Annotated in this window: 13 protein-coding genes and 1 tRNA gene; 5 read left to right on the forward strand and 9 right to left on the reverse strand. The window is 66.2% G+C overall.

Going from position 1 to position 17,274, the window contains the following annotated elements:
* Positions 1–16: 16 nt before the first annotated feature.
* Complete coding sequence (locus U6115_RS07805) at positions 17–997, reverse strand: KpsF/GutQ family sugar-phosphate isomerase (protein WP_043574495.1); 981 nt, start codon at positions 995–997, stop codon at positions 17–19.
* A gap of 124 nt (positions 998–1,121) precedes the next feature.
* On the opposite strand from U6115_RS07805, the gene U6115_RS07810 reads away from it, so the two are divergent.
* Positions 1,122–3,092, forward strand: a complete 1,971-nt coding sequence (locus tag U6115_RS07810) for a cation:proton antiporter domain-containing protein (RefSeq protein ID WP_043574497.1) — start codon at positions 1,122–1,124, stop codon at positions 3,090–3,092.
* 58 nt (positions 3,093–3,150) lie between these two features.
* Here U6115_RS07810 and U6115_RS07815 read toward each other — a convergent pair whose 3' ends face one another.
* Both U6115_RS07815 and U6115_RS07820 read right to left on the reverse strand, forming a co-directional pair.
* Complete coding sequence (locus U6115_RS07815) at positions 3,151–5,301, reverse strand: AsmA family protein (protein WP_043574500.1); 2,151 nt, start codon at positions 5,299–5,301, stop codon at positions 3,151–3,153.
* 59 nt (positions 5,302–5,360) lie between these two features.
* Positions 5,361–5,434 (reverse strand) — tRNA-Gly (locus U6115_RS07820).
* Positions 5,435–6,048: 614 nt separating this feature from the next.
* Here U6115_RS07820 and U6115_RS07825 point away from each other — a divergent pair.
* Entirely contained in the window at positions 6,049–6,636 is a 588-nt protein-coding gene (locus U6115_RS07825; protein ID WP_043574504.1) for a hypothetical protein, read from the forward strand.
* 10 nt (positions 6,637–6,646) lie between these two features.
* Here U6115_RS07825 and sgrR read toward each other — a convergent pair whose 3' ends face one another.
* Positions 6,647–8,347, reverse strand: coding sequence for an HTH-type transcriptional regulator SgrR (gene sgrR, locus U6115_RS07830; protein WP_043574507.1), 1,701 nt, complete (start codon positions 8,345–8,347; stop codon positions 6,647–6,649).
* An 88-nt stretch (positions 8,348–8,435) separates the two neighbouring features.
* Here sgrR and U6115_RS07835 point away from each other — a divergent pair, with 88 nt between their 5' ends.
* The gene (locus tag U6115_RS07835) at positions 8,436–8,651 is read left to right on the forward strand and encodes a hypothetical protein (protein ID WP_043574508.1); all 216 of its coding nucleotides are present in this window, start codon (positions 8,436–8,438) and stop codon (positions 8,649–8,651) included.
* A 3-nt stretch (positions 8,652–8,654) separates the two neighbouring features.
* On the opposite strand, the gene U6115_RS07840 is transcribed toward U6115_RS07835, so the two are convergent.
* From U6115_RS07840 to hflK, 5 genes are all read right to left on the reverse strand, one after another.
* On the reverse strand, positions 8,655–11,039 hold the full coding sequence (locus U6115_RS07840; protein ID WP_043574511.1) for a chitinase C-terminal domain-containing protein: 2,385 nt from the start codon (positions 11,037–11,039) through the stop codon (positions 8,655–8,657).
* 398 nt (positions 11,040–11,437) lie between these two features.
* Entirely contained in the window at positions 11,438–12,523 is a 1,086-nt protein-coding gene (locus U6115_RS07845) for a YjbE family putative metal transport protein (RefSeq protein WP_052258014.1), read from the reverse strand.
* A gap of 21 nt (positions 12,524–12,544) precedes the next feature.
* On the reverse strand, positions 12,545–13,783 hold the full coding sequence (locus U6115_RS07850) for an NRAMP family divalent metal transporter (protein WP_043574782.1): 1,239 nt from the start codon (positions 13,781–13,783) through the stop codon (positions 12,545–12,547).
* Between the two features lie 11 nt (positions 13,784–13,794).
* Positions 13,795–14,673, reverse strand: coding sequence for a protease modulator HflC (hflC, locus tag U6115_RS07855; protein ID WP_043574514.1), 879 nt, complete (start codon positions 14,671–14,673; stop codon positions 13,795–13,797).
* Positions 14,673–15,668: an FtsH protease activity modulator HflK gene (gene hflK, locus U6115_RS07860; protein WP_043574515.1), complete on the reverse strand. Its 996-nt coding sequence runs from the start codon at positions 15,666–15,668 to the stop codon at positions 14,673–14,675. Before hflK ends, hflC begins: the two co-directional genes overlap by 1 nt.
* 271 nt (positions 15,669–15,939) lie before the next feature.
* Here hflK and U6115_RS07865 point away from each other — a divergent pair, with 271 nt between their 5' ends.
* Complete coding sequence (locus U6115_RS07865) at positions 15,940–16,839, forward strand: SPFH domain-containing protein (protein WP_043574517.1); 900 nt, start codon at positions 15,940–15,942, stop codon at positions 16,837–16,839.
* A 92-nt stretch (positions 16,840–16,931) separates the two neighbouring features.
* On the forward strand, positions 16,932–17,147 hold the full coding sequence (locus U6115_RS07870; protein ID WP_043574518.1) for a YdcH family protein: 216 nt from the start codon (positions 16,932–16,934) through the stop codon (positions 17,145–17,147).
* Positions 17,148–17,274: the final 127 nt, after the last annotated feature.

Here is a 17,274-nt window from a genome sequence, read left to right on the forward strand (position 1 = left end):
GGGCGGCGCGGCGGAATCAAAATACGCCGGCCTGCAGCAGGTCGTGCATGTGCAGCACCCCGCTGAGCTTGCCTGCGGCGTCCACCACCACCAGGCTGGTGATCTGGTTCTGCTTCATCACGAAGCCGGCCTCGGCGGCCAGCTTGCCGGCCTGGATGGTGCGCGGCGAGCGGCCCATCACCTCGTCTATCTTCAGGCTGTAGACGTCGGCCGAGCGCTCCAGCGTGCGGCGCAGGTCGCCGTCGGTGTAGATGCCGCGCAGGGTGTCGTCGGCGTCGCAGACGGTGACCATCCCCAGCCGCTTCTGCGACATTTCCAGCAGCGCGTCCTTCAGCAGCGTGCCGGGCGCCACGCGGGGCAGGGCGTCGCCGCTGTGCATCAGGTCGGCGACGTGCACCAGCAGGCGCCGGCCCAGGCTGCCGCCGGGGTGGGACAGGGCGAAGTCGCTTTGGCTGAAGCCGCGGACCTCCATCAGCGTGACGGCCAGCGCGTCGCCCAGGGCGATCTGCACCGTGGTGCTGGTGGTCGGCGCCAGGTTCAGCGGGCAGGCCTCGCGCTCGACATGGGTGTGCAGCAGGATGTCGGCGGCCTGGGACAGCGACGACTCCGACCGGCCGGTGATGGCGATCAGCCGGCTGCCTTTCAGCTTCAGCGCCGGCAGCAGCGACACCACTTCGCCGGATTCGCCGGAGTTCGACAGCGCGATCACGATGTCGTCGCCGGTGATCATGCCCAGATCGCCGTGCGCGGCCTCGGCCGGATGGACGAAGAAGGCCGGCGTGCCGGTGCTGGCCAGCGTGGCGGCGATCTTGCGGCCCACATGGCCGGACTTGCCCATGCCGGTGACGATGACGCGGCCCGGGCAGGCCAGGATGGCGTCGACCGCGGCCAGGAAATCGCCGTTCAGGCGTTCGGCCAGGGTGACGAGCGCGGCGGCTTCGGTTTGCAGAACCTCGCGCGCCATCTCCAGGCGGCTGGTGGAGTGTGTTTTTTCCATAAGGCAAAAGTATATCAAAGGTTATAATCGATTGACGCGCGAGCTGGTGCAACTTTTGCTTGGCCGTCGCATTTTCCCCGCTTTCCGTCCATCTGATGTCCGTTCCCGGGAGACCCAGCCGCCGATGCATTCCATGGCCCCCATCGTTATCGTCCTGTTGGCCGCCGTGTTGGCGGTAACCCTGTGCCGCAGCCTGAAAGTCCCGCCGATGCTGGGTTACCTGGTAGTGGGCTTCCTGGCCGGACCCGGCGTGGCCAGCTTGATACCGCAAGGCAAGGAAACCGCCTTTCTGGGCGAGATCGGCATCGTGTTCATGATGTTTACCATCGGCCTGGAATTTTCGCTGCCCAGGCTGAAGGCGATGCGGCAACTGGTGTTCGGCGTCGGTTTCGCCCAAGTGGCTGTGACCATGCTGCTGGTGGCCGCGGCCATCGCCTATCTGACCGGCAGCCCGCTGACGGGTTTCGCGCTGGGCGGCGCGCTGGCGATGTCGTCCACCGCCATCGTCAGCAAGCTATTGACCGAACGGCTGGAGTTGAACCAGCCGCACGGCCAGCTGGCGATAGGGGTGCTGCTGTTCCAGGACATCGCCGTGGTGCCCTTGCTGATCCTGCTGCCTGCCTTCGCCGGCCATAGCGAGACCTTGTGGCTGGACCTGGGCAAGGCGGCATTGAAGGTGGCGCTGGTGCTGGCGCTGCTGCTGTTTTTCGGCCAGCGGCTGCTGCGGCCGTGGTTCCATCTGGTGGCGCGCCAGCGCTCCGGCGAACTGTTCATGATCAACGTGCTGCTGGTGACGCTGGGCGTGGCCTGGCTGACCGAGCTGTCCGGCCTCAGCCTGGCGCTGGGCGCCTTCGTCGCCGGCATGCTGATCTCGGAAACCGAATACCGCTATCAGGTGGAGGAAGACATCAAGCCGTTCCGCGACATCCTGCTGGGCTTCTTCTTCATCACCGTGGGCATGCGGCTGGAGCTGTCGGTGCTGTTCAACCGCTTCGGCGAAGTGCTGATGCTGCTGGCGCTGCTGCTGCCGCTGAAGCTGGCGGTGGTGTTCGGCCTGGGCCGCTTGTTCGGCCACCGCGCCAATGACGCGATGCGTTCGGCGCTGGCGCTGGCGCAGGGCGGCGAGTTCGGTTTCGTGCTGCTGGCGCTGGCGATGGATCTGCAGCTGGTGGCCACGCCGATGGCCCAGGCGGCCATCGCCGCCATCTTGATCTCTATGTTGATCGCGCCTTTCTTGATCATGCACGGCGAGCGCATCACCCGGCGGCTGGTGAAGCAGGACTGGATGCTGCAGTCGCTGGATCTGCACCAGATGCTGGTGGCGAGCATGAGCAAGAGCGAGCACGTGCTGATCTGCGGCTACGGCCGCAGCGGCCAGGCGCTGGCGCGGCTGCTGGAGGCGGAGAACATCAATATGTTCGCGCTGGACATGGATCCGGAGCGGGTGCGCGAGGCAGGCGAGGCTGGCGATCCGGTGGTGTTCGGCGATGCCGGCAAGAAAGAGGTGCTGATCGCCGCCGGCCTGATGCGGGCGCGGGTGGTGGTGGTGACCTTCGCCGATACCCATGCGGCGCTGCGCATCCTGCACGCGGTGCGAGAGGTGAGGCCGGAGCTTTCGGTGATCGTCCGCACCATAGACGACAGCGAGATGGATGTGCTGCGCCAGGCCGGCGCCGACGAGGTGGTGGCCGAGGTGATGGAAGGCAGCCTGATGCTGGCCTCGCAGGCGCTGATGGAGGCCGGCGTGCCGCCCAGCCGCGTGCTGCGGCGCATCCGCGCGGTGCGCGAGGAGCGCTACGATCTGTTCCGCGGCTTTTTCCGCGGCAGCAGCGACGAGGTGGAAAGCCTGGACGAGGCGCTGGTGCCGCGCTTGCTCAGCATCCAGGTGTGCGGCGGCGCCGCCGCCATCGGCCATCCGCTGGGCGCGCTGAAGCTGGGGGAGCTGGGAGTGGAGGTGAAGGCCATCCGCCGCCATCGGGTGCGCCGCACCGACTTCGACGCCAGCTTCGAGATCGGCGCCGACGATGTGCTGGTGCTGCTGGGCACGCCGGAGCAATTGGCGCTGGCGGAGTCGAGGATTCTGCAGGGCGATTGAGCGTGACATGAAAAAGCCCCGGTTTCCCGGGGCTTTTTTTGGGCCATTGAATGGCCGCTCAGGGCAGGATGGTGGTGATCTGCTTCTGCAGCTGCTGCTTCAGCGCCTGCTTCTTCTCGCCTTCGGTCTTCTTGCCCTTCACCATCGCGTTGAAGTCCAGCGCGTACACCGGCGCGTTGATCGGGCCGGTGATCTTCAGCGGCACGTTGACGCCCTTGAGCTGGGCAAACTCCTGCGGATTGGCCTGCACGTCCATCGTGTAGTCGACGATGCTCTGCTTCAGGTCTATCTTGCCGCCGCCATTCACGTTCACCAGCTGCGAGGCCAGCTTCAGGTCCTGGTTGCGGGCGATGCCCTTGTCCAGCTTGAAGCTGGTCGACAGCGTGGAGAAGGTGGTCTTCTGGTCGTTCTGCGCGGCGCTGTTCCATTCCTTCAGCTCCGCCGGCAGGTTCTTCAGCGCCGCCACCAGGTCGATGCCGGTGAGCGCGCCGTTGTTCAGGCTGAAGGCGGCGTCGCCGCTGAGGGTGTTGCGCAGGTCGGCGAAGGATTTGCCGTCGGCGCTGATGTCTATCTTGCCGTTGCCCTTGCCGTCCAGCCGGCCGAAATTGAACAGGTCCACCAGCAGCGGGCGGATCTTCATCCCCTGCAGCGTCTGCTTGACCTGCAGGCGCGGCACGTCGCGGCGGCTGAGCGAGGCGTCGCCCTGCAGGCGGCCGTCGTAGATGTCGGCCGACATCTGGTCCAGCTCCAGCGCGCGCGGATTGATGCGGACGTTGCTGCTGATGTGGTTGATGCGGAAGCGGCCCATCGCCAGCTCGCCTATCGCCACCTTGCCGTTGAGGTCGAAGAAATCCAGCCAATCGAGCGGAATCTCGTTGGTGTTCTGGAAGATGGCCACCGGGTCGCCCTGGCTTTCCGGCAGGTAGCGGTTGAGGTCGAGCTTGCCTATGGTCAGCGTGGCCTCATGGCGCGGCTTGATCAGGCCGTATTGGCTGAGGGTGGCCGACACGTCGGAGCCGTCCAGCTTGCCGGCCACGCGCAGATTGAAGCGTGGCTCGTCGATGTCGCCGTCCAGCGAGCCTTCCATGCTGGTGACCAGCTTGCCGCGCGGCAGCGCCGGGGTGGCGATGGTGCTGGTCAGCTTCAATGGCTGCATCAGCAGCTGGTTCATGCCGGCCAGCGAGAACGGCGCGTTGAGCTTGACGTTGACCTTGGTGCTGCCGGCCAGCCAGTTGAATTCGCCGTCCAGCTTGTCGGCGTACAGGCCGCCCTCGCTCAGCTTGAGGTTTTCCAACTGCGCCTGCAGCTGGTACTGGCTGCGGGCGTAGATCAGCTTGGCGCTCAGGCTGCCGGAGGGCATGGCCAGCTCGTGCAGGCTGGCGTTGATCTGCGGCAGCGCGAGCTTCACTTCGCTGCTGGGCCTGTCGCTGCTGAACGACACGGTGACGTCGCTGCCGGTGGCCTGCAGCGAGGCGAAGTTGAGCTTGTACTGGCCGGTGACGCTGAGCTTGGTCTCGCCCAGGCCCTGGATGTTGCTGATCGCCACCGCCTCCAGCTGCGGCAGGCTGACCTGGTCGTCCTGGATGGCCAGCGGCGTGTTCAGCGCCAGCCGCACCGGACGCTTGTCGTCGTCGAGAATGGCGCCAGCGCTGACGCTGGCGGTGCTGCGCAGATCGTCGGCGTCCAGGCTGATGCTGGACAGGCGCTTGTCGGTGTGGGTGGGTTGGTCGGACAGCAGCAGCGTGCCTTCGCGGATGCGCAACTGGTCCAGCTTGATGCTGTAGGCGCCTGGGCTGCGGCGCTGGAACAGGTCGGAAATATTCAGTTGGCCGTCCAGCCCGCGCGTGATGCTGGCGCTGGGGCCGTATAGCTCCACCGCCTTGATTTCGCGGTTGCCGAACAGCAGCGGCATCCAGGCCAGCGACACGCGCAATAGTTCCACCCGGGCGAAAACGGCGGGCTTGCCGGGTTCGCTGATGCTGACTTTTTCTATGTCTATGCCGGGATAGGGGAAAACGGAGGGAGTGATGCGGCCATCGATATGGACGGCGCGGCCTGTGTCGTTCAGGGCGTGGGTCAGCGCGCCGCGCACGGCGGCTTCGTCGAATTGCCAGTAGATCAATGCGCGGATCAATACCAGCAGCAAGACCACGGCCAGCGAGCCGTAAGTCGCGATTCTTAGCCACAGCCGGCCTGAGTTCAATTTCATAGGAGATCGCTCGGAGAGGCTATGCATGGAGTATTTGGAGACGGGTAGTCGGAAGCCTGTGGAGCGGGTGAAGGGAATCGAACCCTCGTCGTAAGCTTGGGAAGCTTCTGCTCTACCATTGAGCTACACCCGCGCGCTTCGCTAGAGCCCCCGAATTTAGCGGGTTTCGCCGGGGTTGGCAAGGTTTTGCGGCGCAACAAAATCTCGGGCGGCAGGGGGGGGCGGCAAAGGCTTGCGGCGCGAAAATCCTAAGTGATTGATACGAAATGGACTTGGCGGGCCGCGATGGCGCTGGCGATTGCTTTCGCATGCGCCGGCGAGTTTATCCCAAGGGCATGCGGTGGCGCGGTGAAATGCGCCTGGGGCAGCGGGGCTGGCCGGCGGCGGGCTGCGCGATTTCCGTCTGCGGCGGCCAGGGGGGCGGCGCGGAGAGTGCGGGTTTGCTCTTGCGGCGGGTGCTGGTGTCGGGGCGAGGCCGATAGTCGCCGATCGCAGCCGCCGTGTAAAGTCGCCGCAGCCGAGGCTTAGCCATATTTTTACCAGCGCGCCATTGATGACATTGTGTTTTTTCAGGCTTATGCTAGCGCATCCGCCAGCCGGCTCGTTGGCGTGGCATGGCGGAGCGAAAACTAGAAAGCGGCATTTGAGGATAGCGGGTGATCAAAATCGCCGCGGCGATGGCGTCGCGGCGGCCAGCGGGGAGACGGGTTTCAGGAAACGGACGAGATGGTTTCAAACAATTCGCAAATGAGTCGAATCGCGCGCCGGCCTTGGCTGGCGGCATTGTCGGGGCTGGCGCTGGCCATTCTCCCGCATGGCGGCGCCCATGCCGCCGAGCCGCTGCAGCCGTACCGCGGGGCGTTGAAGTGCCAGGCGCGGGAGATGGACGATATCTGGTTGGACCAGCGTCTCGCCTGCGTTTCTCCCGGGCAGAAGTTCATCGTCAATGCCGCCGGGGCCAGCGGCGCGGCTCGCGACGTGGCTTTTGTTGTGAACGAGGCGATCTACGACAAGAATTTTTATCCTATCCAGGATCGCAAGGTGCGCTACTACCAGTCATTCCTGTGCGTGCGCAATGCGCCGGCGGACATCCGGCCGCTGTTTCTGTCGGGCGACCTCGCCAATGCGTTTAAACTGAGCAATCTGGATCAAAAGCCGGAAGGCGTGGGTCCGACCTCTGTGAATATCGCCGGCGGCGACCGCGACGGCTGGGAGGCGACGCCGTGCGATCCGGCGCGCCATCCGCTGATCGTCGACTACCGCACCGGCGCGGTGGTGTCGGTCAACCCGGCGGCGCTGGCCGGCCTGCGGATTTACCAGTTGCCCGGCCGCTGAGCCGTCGGTCTCATTTCGGCGCGGCGGACATGTCTTCGGGGCGCAGCCAGGCGGATTTGAAATCGAACCAGCCCAGGCTGTTGAGGCGGAAATCTTCTATCTGGCCAGGGCCGTTCAGCCTCAGCCAGTTGTGGAACAGCGGCAGCAGCCAATGCGTTTGCACCACCGCGGCGGCCAGGCCCTGGGCGTTTTCGCTTCCTTGGCGCCAGCCGTCCAGCCAGCCGTCCAGCGGCAGTTCGGGCGCCAGGCAGCCGCGCAGCAGCGGGGTGCCCAGCAGCCAGGCGGGAATGGCGTAGTCGGTGGCGCGGGTGAAGTTGACCGAACCCAGCCATAGTTCGGCTTCGCCGCGGCCCTGCTCCCAGTCGCCATAGCTGTATTTTCGGCATTCCAGCTCCACGCCGAAGGGACGCAGGCAGCGCGCGATGGCGTCGGCGATCAACTGGTATTCCGGGTGCTGTTCATAAAAAGCCAGCCGCAGCCGGGAAAACGGCGTCCGGGTCGGCGCGGCTGCAGGTTTGGCATGATGCCAGCGCGGCAGCAGGCCGGAGGCGGCCACCCAATATTGTCGGACCGCTGGCGCGGTTTGTTGCATGATGGCCAGCGGCGCCAGCACGTGGGCCAGCCACTGGCGGGCCTGGCTGTCGCGCATGGCCGGCGCGCGGCCGTCGCACAGCAGGAAATAGACGCCGGCCTCCAGCGACATCTCGGTTTGCGGACGGACGGGCTGCGGATTGATTTCCACCGTCAAATCGCAAAGGCCGGGCCCGCCGGGCTCCAGTTCGTCGCCCAGCTTGGGCATCATCCAGATATCCACCTGATCCAGCAGCGCGCGGTAGCCGAAGTAGTCGTCGAAGGCCTGCAGCGACAGCCGGTGCGCGTCGTTGGCCGCGACGCGGTAGGGGCCGGTGCCCACCGGGTGCGAGGCGAAGCCGGGGCGCTTGTCATGATCGGCCGGCAGGATCAGCGCCGCGCTGTCGGCCAGCAGCCAGGGCAGCCAGCGATCGGGCCGCTCCAGCTCCAGCGCCAGGCTGTGCGGCGCCAGGCGGCGGATGCCGCGCAAATGGGAAAACAGCGGCCAGCGCCGCAGCCGTTGCAAGGTGGCGGCGATGTCGTCCTGCGTCAGTTCGCGGCCATCGTGCCAGCGCACCGCCGGGCGCAGGTGGAAATGCCACTCGGCGTCGCCATGCTGTTGCCAATGATGCGCCAGGTCGCCTTCTACTTCCCCTTTTTCCTCGTTTATCCGAGTCAGGCCGTTGAAGATCTGGCTTACAAGGTGGCGTTCGGAGCGCCGCAGCGGCGTGCCCGGATACAGATTGGGCATCGGCCGGTAATAGGGCACGCCCAGCACCTGGCGGTCCTGGCTCCAGCGCCGGCCCAGCCTGGCCAGCAGGATGGGCGCCAATTGCCGGGGATCGCCGCCCAGCAGCGCCGCGGCCTGTTCCACGCGCCCTTGCTCCAACAGCTGCGCCGCTTGGTTTTGCCGCAATTGCTCCAGGCTTTGCGCGAAGCGCAGCAGCGAGCGCTGGCCGCGGCCGGCGCGCGACTGCCAGTCCAGCCAGCCCAGCTGCTGCATTTGCGCCAGCAGGCTGCGCATATGGCGGCGGGTGCAGGGCAGGATGTCCGCCAGCTGTTGCAGCGAGGCGGCGGCGTCCTGGCCGCCGAAGTGCTGGTGCAGGCGGCGGTATTGCTGCAGAAGGCGGGGGGTTGGCATAAAAGAGGAAATTTATTTGGTTAAGTTCAGCAATTTTTTCTTCATGTTATCAGCGTGACAATAGCGGCTCCACTGCAAGGAGTCCAGCATGAACGCCGATGATCTCGCCCGTTATTACCAAGACTATCTGTCGCGCCAACCATCCCGCTTCGGAGTCTCGCCGCTGCGGGCGCTGGCCCAGCTGCGCGAAGTGATGCAATGGCCGCAGGAGGCGGCGGCCGCGGAGAAAAAAAGCGGCCGGGAGAGCCCGGCCGGAACGAGGGAACAAGAGAAACGCGGCGGCCCGCGGCTGCGGGCCGGTTGAGGCTTATTTCAGGTAGGGCAGGTAGGGCGCCTCGTCGCGGATGGCGTAGGTTTTGCCGTTCAGGCCCACCGTGTAATGGCTGGGGCCGGAGATCGGCAGGTAGTACACCACGTCCAGCGTCACGCTCTGGCCGGCCGCCAGGCTCTGCCAACTGGGCAGTTTCACCGACACGCGGTTGAAGTCGCCCTTCAGGCCGCCGACATTGCTGCCGCTGTGGCCGGTGCTGATCACTTTGAGTCCGAAACCGGACTGGTCGGCGATATTGGCCGGGGCCGAGGTCGGCACGTCGAACTGGAACTCGGTGCCGCCGGGCAGCGTGGTTTGCGAACGGTTGACGATGGTGAGCTTGGGGTTGATCGGATAGTTGTTGTCGCCCAGCGCGAAGTTGCCCAGGCTGAAGCCGACATCGATGGCCGCAGTCGGAGCCGGCGCGGCGTCGGAGCGGCGGGCGCTGACCTTGGCTGGCTGGCTGAAGGTGTTGTACAGCAGGTTGGTCAGGGTGTTGCCGATGAAGTATTCGCCCTGGCCGCCGTTGCGCTGCGCGTTCCAGTCGTAGTCGCCGGCCAACTCCCAGAACATCACGCCGCCGATGTTGTTGGCGTCGATCCAGGCCGCCTTCTGCGCGATGGACTGTTCGTCCTCAGTGGACAGGAACACGTTCTTGCTGGCGTTCCACAGCCACGGCGCGGTCAGAGTGGCGTTGTAGTTGCGCTGGTAGCTGCCGGTGAGCTGGTTGATCGGCTGGCTGGTGTCGATGCCGTAGGACGCGAGGTAGCTGCCGGCTATGCCTTTTTCCAGGTTCTTGGCGTGCCACATCGGATTGGAGCCGCCCGGGATCTCCTTGCCGTTGTCGTCCAGATCATGCCAGATGTTGTCGATGCCCACCGCGCCGTCGCCGCACTCCGTCAGGCCGGTCGGGCAGTTGCTGCCCACTGCGCTGCCCCACAGGCCGTTGCTGCCGCCGGTGACGTTTTTCCAGCCGCGGGTGTAGTAGGGCACGCCCATGTTGACGCGCGAAGCCGGCAAGCCGCCGCGGTAGTAATGGTAGGCCCAGTCGGTGTTGAGGTAGCCGATATTGCCGTACTGCGCGGTGCCGTAGACGTTCCAGAACGTCAGTTCGGCGTCCTTGCCGTCGTCGTACAGCGCGGCGTTGGGGCCGACGAAGCGGTTCCAGGCACCGTGCAGGTCATACGACATCACGTTGACGAAGTCCAGGTACTTCAAGCCCTGGAAGGTTTCCATGCCGCGCAGCAGGTAGCCGGAGGCTGGTACCGCGGCGGTGATCTGGTAGTAATGGCCGTCCTGGGCGGCGGCGCGGTCCAGCCGGTCGCGCAGCGTTTGCAGCAGCGCCACATAGCCCTTGGTCAGCGAGCCGAGGCGGGCGTTGGAGAAGCTCCAGTCCAGCGGATTGCCGGCATTGCTCATCGAGGTCGGGTATTCGAAATCGATGTCGACGCCGTCGAAGCCGTACTTGCGCAGGAAGGCGACGGCAGAGTCGGAGAAGGCGTTGATGCCGGCCTGGTTGACGGTGCCGTCGGCGTTGACGGTCATGCTGTAGAAGCCGCCGCTGGCCACGCGCTTGCCGCTGGCGTCGAAATAGCCGCCGGTTTCGGCCCAGCCGCCCACCGAGATCAGCGTCTTCACGCCCGGGTATTTGCGCTTGTACTGGGTCAACAGGTTGAAATGGCCTTTGTAGGGCAGGCTGGCGTCCATTTCGGCGCCGGCCACGCCCGGCCATGTCATGTCGGTGGCTGGATTGCCGGCGGCGCTGTCGTTGACCGACAGCTGATTGTTGCCGTCGACATGGGCGAAGGCGTAGTTGATGTGGGTGAGCTTGCCCCAGGGGATGTTGTTGACCAGGTAGGCCGGGCTGCCGTCCTTGCCGGTGCGCCAGCTGGTGAAGTAGCCGATGATGCGGCGGCGGCTGCCGTTGGCCAGCTGCTCCGCGCCGCCCTGTTTGTAGGCCGCGCAGTAGGGCACGTCGACGCTGGGGGTCTGCGCCAGCGCTTCGGGGCGGCACAGCGCGTTGCCGGTGGGGGCGGGCACTTGCACCAGCGGTGGGTCGGGTGGCGGATTGGGATTGCCGCCGCCGCACTGGCCGATCAGCTGCCACGGGCTGGCGTCGCCGGCGGCCGGGGTGTTGCCCTGCGTCCACCATTTGGCCTGCCAGGTCTGGTTCTGGTAGCTGACGCGCTGGCCGCCGGTGTAGACGGTGGCCGCGCTCCAGGCGGGATCGGTGCAGGTGGCGTCGGCGGTCTTGACCAGCCACGACGCTTGCGTCGGCTGGAAGGGGCTGCCGGTGACGGCGCCGTGGCTGGCCAGCAAGGCGGCGCCGCCCAGCGCGCCGGCGGCCAACCCGCCTTTCAGGAACATCAGGGTTTTGCTCACGCTTTCCTCCTGTTCTAAGTGTGGGTGAGGCTGTGAAAGATACGGCTAGTTGTATTTAAGTGGTATTAACAAATGGAATGTAGCGGTTAGGATTAAAAATGCCCCTGTTCTTTTTGTCAGGGCGAAAGCGGGATGAAACAGCCGATTTGACGGCTTTGCTTAAGAAGGGGATTGGGAGACAAGGACTTGCGGAGAATGCTGCATTGCGGCGAAAGCGCTGGCGGCAAGGACGAATTCACGCAGAATTGGGGTGGAAAATGCGGGAGTGGCGCTGGAAAAGTGTGGCGCGTTTGCGTCAAGTTACCGCGCGGCGGCGGCGGACGGGAGCGGGTAGGCACGCGTTGGCGGCGCATCGAACAGACCAGATGCAGACCATCCGGGCGCGCCGCCAGCGCGCGTCAATGGCGCGGCGCCGCCGGGTGGTGGCTGGGCGCGGGCAGAAAGCCCTGGCTAAGCAGGTGCCAGGCCAGCCAGGCCAGCGCCAGCGCGCCGATGACGGCCGCCGCCAGCACCAGCGCCTTGAGCGGCGGGCTGAGGCTGGCATCGTCGTCGCCTGCTTCCTCGTCTATCGCCGCGGGCTGGCGCGGCTGGAGGACAGCCGCGCTTTCCTCTAGCGCCGCCGCGGCGGGCGTTTCGGCGCAGGCGGCGGGCGGTGCGGCTGCGGCTATGGCCGGTTCGGGCGGCGCGATGGGAGAGGGCGATGGCTCGCCGGCGATGCCGGCCTCGCCCAGCATGGCCAGGCGGCGGGTGAGCGGGGCCAGCAGCTGCAGCGGCGGCAACGCGGGCAGGCGCTGCCGTTGTTCGCGGATGATGCGGCTTTCCACCAGCACGAAGACCGTAGCGAGCAGCGGCACCGCGATCTGCAGCGCCGGCGCTTGCGCGGCGACCCAGTCGTTCCACAAGGGGTCGCTCACCGCCAGGCTGCCGGCCAGCCAGCCCAGCACCGCCGCGCCGGCCGGGATCAGCAGCGGATAGTCGTCCATCAGCCGCGACAGCAGCAGGCTGCCGTACATCAAGAGCGGCACGCTCAGCAGCAGGCCGAACAGCAGGAACAGCAGGCTGCCCTGGGCGGCGGCGGCCAGCGCCACCACATTGTCCAGGCTCAGCGCCAGGTCGGCGCTGACCACCAGCGTCACCGCGTTCCATAGCTGCCGGCTGTGGCCGGCCTGTTCCGCCAGCCGCGCGCCGTCGTCGTCCGCGCTGTCGTCGCCCAGCAGCAGCTGGATGGCGATCGCCAGCAGGACGGCGGCGCCGATCAGCTTGAGCGTCGGCACCATCAGCAGCACGCCGGTGAGCGCGGTGAGCAGCAGGCGCAGCGCGATGGCGAAGCCGGTGCCCCACAGCACTGCGCGGCGGCGCAGCTCCTGCGGCAGCGCGCGGCAGGCCAGCGCAATCACCAGCGCGTTGTCGCCGCTGAGGATCAGGTCCAGAAACGAGACCTGGAAAGTCAGGCCGAAGGCGTGGGCGAGGCTGTCGGGTTCCATGGATTCATCCGGCGCGGGGCGTCAGTCCAGGCTGCCGGCGATGCCGGAGTAGAGGCTGAAGCCGCCGATCAACAAAAACAACAGGGCCAGCAGCAGGCGGTAGCCGCGTCCGGGCTTGAGCGCGGGCGGCAGCTCGCGGCTGGCCAGCCAGTACAGGCCGGCCAGCATCGCCGGCAGCAAGAGCGCGTTGGCGACCGAGGTGGCGATGGACAGCTTGACCAGGTTGACGCCGGACGACACCAGCGCGCCGGTGCCGATCAGCATCAGCGCGAAGCTGCCGTAAAACCACGGCGCCTCCAGCGGACGCCGCGCCAGCGATTCGCGCTTGCCCGCCAATTCGCCCAGCGCCCAGGCGCTGGTCAGGCACACCACGATGGTAGCCACCAGCGCGCCGCCGGACAGTGCCAGCGCGAACAGCAGCCGGCCGCCGGCCGGGCCCAGCAGGCGGGTGAAGCCGCCGGCCAGCTGCGGAATGGTGTCCAGGCTGGCGCCGCCGCCGCCATGGCCGAAGGCGACCGCGGCGGCGATCAGGATGCCGGCGGTGATCACCTGGCACAGGATGGCGCCCAGCAGGGTGTCCAGCCGCGCCGGCCTGAGGTCGGCCAGCGTCAGGCCCTTGTCCAGCAAGGCCGACTGCTGGTAGCAAATGGTCCAGGGCATGATGCAGGTGCCGATATTGGCGGCGGCCAGCAGCAGGAAATCGTGATTACCCAGCGGCAGTTGGGTCAGCTGCGCCAGCATCTGGGCCGGATCGGGTTTGGCCAGCCAGGCTTCGGCCAGGAAGGCCAGTTCGAACACCCCTAGCGCGATGGCGGTGCGCTCCACCGAGCGGTAGCTGCCGGTGCACACCATGAGGAAAATCAGCGCGCCCAGCAGGCTGATGGTTTGCCACACCGGGATGCCGAACAGCTGGCCGACGCCGGCCAGGCCGCTCAGCTGGGTGGCCAGCGCCCCCAGGCAGCTGAGCAGCAGCACCGAGGCGGAGGCCCGCTCGGCCCGGCGGCCCCAGCGCCGGCGCACCAGCTCCCCGTAGCTTTTGCCGGTGCCCAGCGCCAGCCGTATCGTCAGCTCCTGCACCATGTACAGCAGCGGGATCAGCAACAGCAGCAGCGGCAGCATCCGGTAGCCCCAGTGCGCGCCGCTTTGGGCGGCGGCGATCACGCTGCCGGTTTCGGTGTCGGCCAGCATCACCACCAGGCCGGGGCCAAGCGCGGCCAGCAGGTGGCGCAGGCGGCGCAGCGTCGACGGTGGCAGCGACATGTCGGCCCCGCTCATGGCTTGCCGCCCGCCGGGCCGTTTTTCAGGTCGCGCAGCAGTGCCGAATCGGGCGACAGCACCAGCACCGGCGCCGAGTCGGCCAGCGACTGGCGGTAGGTTTGCAGCGAACGGTAGAACTTGTAGAACTTCGGGTCCTTGCTGAAGGCCTGGGCCAAGATGCGGCCAGCCTCGGCGTCGGCCTCGCCGTGGGTGATGGCGCTTTGCCGCTGCGCTTCGGACAGGATCACGGTGCGGTCGCGGTCGGCCTTGGCCTGGATCTGCTGCGCCCATTCCGCGCCTTGGGCGCGCAATTCCTTGGCCTCCTGCTGGCGGGCCGATTTCATCCGGTCGTAAATCGCCTGGCTGGTTTCCAGCGGCAGATCGGCGCGGTGCAGCTGCACCTCGGTCACGTCCAGCCCCAGCGGGCGGGCGCGTTCGGTCACCTCCTGCTGGATGCGCGCGACGATGGCGAGGCGGCGCGGCGACAGCAGGTCTGACAGCGGCGCCTTGCCCAGCTCGCGCCTGAGCGAGGTGCTCACCAGTTGGGTCAGCTGCGCGCGCGCCTGCTCCTCGGTGCGCAGCGCCTGGTAGAAGCGCAGCGTGTCGGCGATGCGGTAGCGGGTGTAGGTTTCCACCTCCAGCCGCTTCTCGTCGCCCAGGATCACCTGTTCCGGCGGCGGGGCCAGCATCTGCAGCCGGGTGTCGTAGTACTGTACGCTATCGATCAGCGGAAGCTTGAATTTCAGCCCCGGCTCGCCGTCCACGTTGACTGGCGCGCCCAGCCGCACCACCAGCGCCTTTTGCCCCTCGTTCAGCGTGTACTGCGCCGACAGCGCCAGCCAGACCGCGGCGATGCCGGCCACCCAGCCGATTCCGCGCCATTGCTTGTCCATCAGCGGTTCTCCTTGCCGGCCTTGGGTTTGTCCTGCAATTGCAGCAGCGGCAGCACGCCGCTGCCGTTCTTGCCGCTGCCGTCTATCACCACCTTGCTGGCCTTCTTCAGCATGTCGTCCATGCTTTCCAGGTACAGCCGCCAGGCGGTGACGTCCTTGGCCTGGGCGTAGGTCTGGTATACCGAGTCGAAGCGCTTGGCCTCGCCCTGGGCCAGGTTGACCACCTGGCTGCGGTAGGCCTCGGCCTCCTGGCGGATGCGCTCGGCCTCGCCGCGCGCCTTGGGCAGTATGTCGTTGCTGTAGGCCTGCGCCTCGTTGCGGGCGCGCTCCTGGTCGGCGCGGGCGCGCTGCACGTCGTTGAAGGCGTCGATCACCGCCGCCGGCGGGTCCACGCGCTGCAGCTGCACCTGGGTGATCAGGATGCCGGCCTGCTGCGCGTCCAGCCGCTGCTGGATCAGGCCGCGGGTTTCTTCGGCCACCTGCTGGCGGCGGTTGGACATGGACGCCTGGATGGGCGTGTGCGAGATCACTTCGCGCAGCGCGCCCTCGGCGGTGATGCGCAGCGCCTGCTCCGGCTCCTTGGCGCTGAACAGGAAGCGGCCGGCGTCCTTGATGCGCCAGAACACCGCGCAGTCGGCCTCGACGATGTTTTCGTCGCCGGTCAGCATCTGTTTCTCGCGCGGGTCGGCGGCGTCGGGCGGCGAGCCCTCGTACAAATTGGCCAGTTTCAGCTGTTTGATCTGGGTGACTTTGGGCAGCTGGATGGTTTCCACCGGCCAGGGCAGGTGGTAATGCAGGCCGGCCGAGGTGGTGTCGCTCCAGCGGCCGAAGCGCTGCACCACGCCTTGTTCGTCCGGCTCCACCCGGTAGATGCCGGAGGCGAGCCAGCCGGCCGCCAGCAGGCCGCCGAGCAGCAACAGGCCCTTGCCGCGCATGCCCAGCAATTGCAGGGCGTGGTCCAGGCGCTGGCGCAGGGCGGCGGCGGAGCTGTCCATGGAGGAGTCATGGTTTTTGGGCTGTGGAGGCTGGCTGGGCATGGCGGGCTCTTGATATTTTGACCACGGTGTATGTGTGGTTTAACGCGGTGGATGCCAAACGGATGACATCTATTGCCAATTTAGTCGATGATCCGCGGCAGGGAATGGCAATGATGGCGGCGCCTTCTATCTTAATTGCATATTTGCGCGGCGCGGACGTATGCTGGCTGCCGGGCCGCAGCCGGCGAAGGGCGCCGGACATGCGTTGCCTGCCTGAAGGGGCTTGTCGATGCAACCATTGACGCGATTATTGTTGAAAATAGCCGGCGGCCTGCTGACGCTGGTCATCTTGGGGAATGTGCTGGAGAAATCGGTGCTGAGCTGGACGGTGATCAATCCCGGCTATACCGGCATCAAGATCAACCGGCTGGTGGACCGCGGTATCAGCAAGGAAAACGTGGTGACCGGCTTCGTGTTCTTCAATCCCATCCAGAGCGTGGTGGTGGTGTATCCCACCTTCGTCCAGCGCGAAGTATGGACCCGCTCGGCCACCGAAGGCAGCGCCGCCAACGAGGAGCTGAGCTTCAACACCAAGGATTCGGTGCCGGTTTCGATAGACGTGGCGGTGTCCTATCTGCTGCGCGCCGACAAGGTGCCGGAGTTCTACACCCGCTTCCGCGCCGACGACATTTCCAACTGGACCCACGGCTACCTGCGCGACACCGCGCGCAACATCGTGGTGGCGCTGGGATCGGAATACAGCTTCGACGACGTCAACGGCGTGAAGAAGGAAGAGTTTCTCGGCCGGGTGGCGGCGGAGCTGAACCGGCGCACCATGCCGATAGGCGTGTCTATCCAGCAGTTCGGCCTGGTGGGCGCGCTCAGGCCGCCGCCGGAGCTGGCCAATGCGGTGAACGCCAAGACCAAGGCGATTCAGGACTCCATCCGCACCGAGAACGAAGTGCGCGCCGCCACCGCCGAAGCTCGCAAGAAAGTGGCCATCGCCGAGGGCGAGGCGGCCGCCAACCGCGCGCTGGCCTCGTCGCTGGATGACAGGCTGCTGGCCTGGGAAAGGCTGAAGCTGCAGCGCGCCTACATAGACAAATGGAACGGCCAGATGCCCAGCGTGGTGGGCGGCGGCGAAGGCGGCGGCATGCTGCTCAACCTGCCGGCGCCGACGCAGAAATGACTGCGGCAGATCAAATCGCGGCGGCTGAGTTGACGTTAGCATGAGTCGTGGCCGGCTGAAGCCGGCTGTACCCACCCGCCAAGGAGGCTGAGATGTTTCCCGAATACCGCGATCTGATTTCCCGCCTGAAAACCGAAGACCCGCATTTTGGCCGCCTGTTCGATTTGCACAACCAGCTGGATCAGCAGATCAAGAACATGGAGGCGCGCATCATCCAGGCTTCGGCGCTGGAAATCGAAAACCTGAAAAAGGAAAAACTGAAGCTGAAGGATGAGTTGTACGTGTTGCTGAAGGCGCATACCTCCTGAGCGAGCCGTGGCGCCAGGCCGTTGCGTGCGAAACCGGAGCCTTGCGCTCCGGTTTCGCATTTCCCCTCAGCGCGTCGGGAAAGTTCCTACTAAAACTAAAAAACAATTTCAGACGACGGGGAAGTCC

Source organism: Chromobacterium subtsugae (assembly GCF_035919665.1).
Classification (GTDB): domain Bacteria; phylum Pseudomonadota; class Gammaproteobacteria; order Burkholderiales; family Chromobacteriaceae; genus Chromobacterium; species Chromobacterium subtsugae.

Bases quoted from the DNA above. Each gene is read 5' to 3' on its own strand.
- U6115_RS07805 (WP_043574495.1), bottom strand. From the start codon at position 997: ATGGAAAAAACACACTCCACCAGCCGCCTGGAGATGGCGCGCGAGGTT.
- U6115_RS07810 (WP_043574497.1), top strand. From the start codon at position 1,122: ATGCATTCCATGGCCCCCATCGTTATCGTCCTGTTGGCCGCCGTGTTG.
- U6115_RS07815 (WP_043574500.1), bottom strand. From the start codon at position 5,301: ATGAAATTGAACTCAGGCCGGCTGTGGCTAAGAATCGCGACTTACGGC.
- U6115_RS07825 (WP_043574504.1), top strand. From the start codon at position 6,049: ATGAGTCGAATCGCGCGCCGGCCTTGGCTGGCGGCATTGTCGGGGCTG.
- sgrR (WP_043574507.1), bottom strand. From the start codon at position 8,347: ATGCCAACCCCCCGCCTTCTGCAGCAATACCGCCGCCTGCACCAGCAC.
- U6115_RS07835 (WP_043574508.1), top strand. From the start codon at position 8,436: ATGAACGCCGATGATCTCGCCCGTTATTACCAAGACTATCTGTCGCGC.
- U6115_RS07845 (WP_052258014.1), bottom strand. From the start codon at position 12,523: ATGGAACCCGACAGCCTCGCCCACGCCTTCGGCCTGACTTTCCAGGTC.
- U6115_RS07850 (WP_043574782.1), bottom strand. From the start codon at position 13,783: ATGTCGCTGCCACCGTCGACGCTGCGCCGCCTGCGCCACCTGCTGGCC.
- hflC (WP_043574514.1), bottom strand. From the start codon at position 14,673: ATGGACAAGCAATGGCGCGGAATCGGCTGGGTGGCCGGCATCGCCGCG.
- hflK (WP_043574515.1), bottom strand. From the start codon at position 15,668: ATGGACAGCTCCGCCGCCGCCCTGCGCCAGCGCCTGGACCACGCCCTG.
- U6115_RS07865 (WP_043574517.1), top strand. From the start codon at position 15,940: ATGCAACCATTGACGCGATTATTGTTGAAAATAGCCGGCGGCCTGCTG.
- U6115_RS07870 (WP_043574518.1), top strand. From the start codon at position 16,932: ATGTTTCCCGAATACCGCGATCTGATTTCCCGCCTGAAAACCGAAGAC.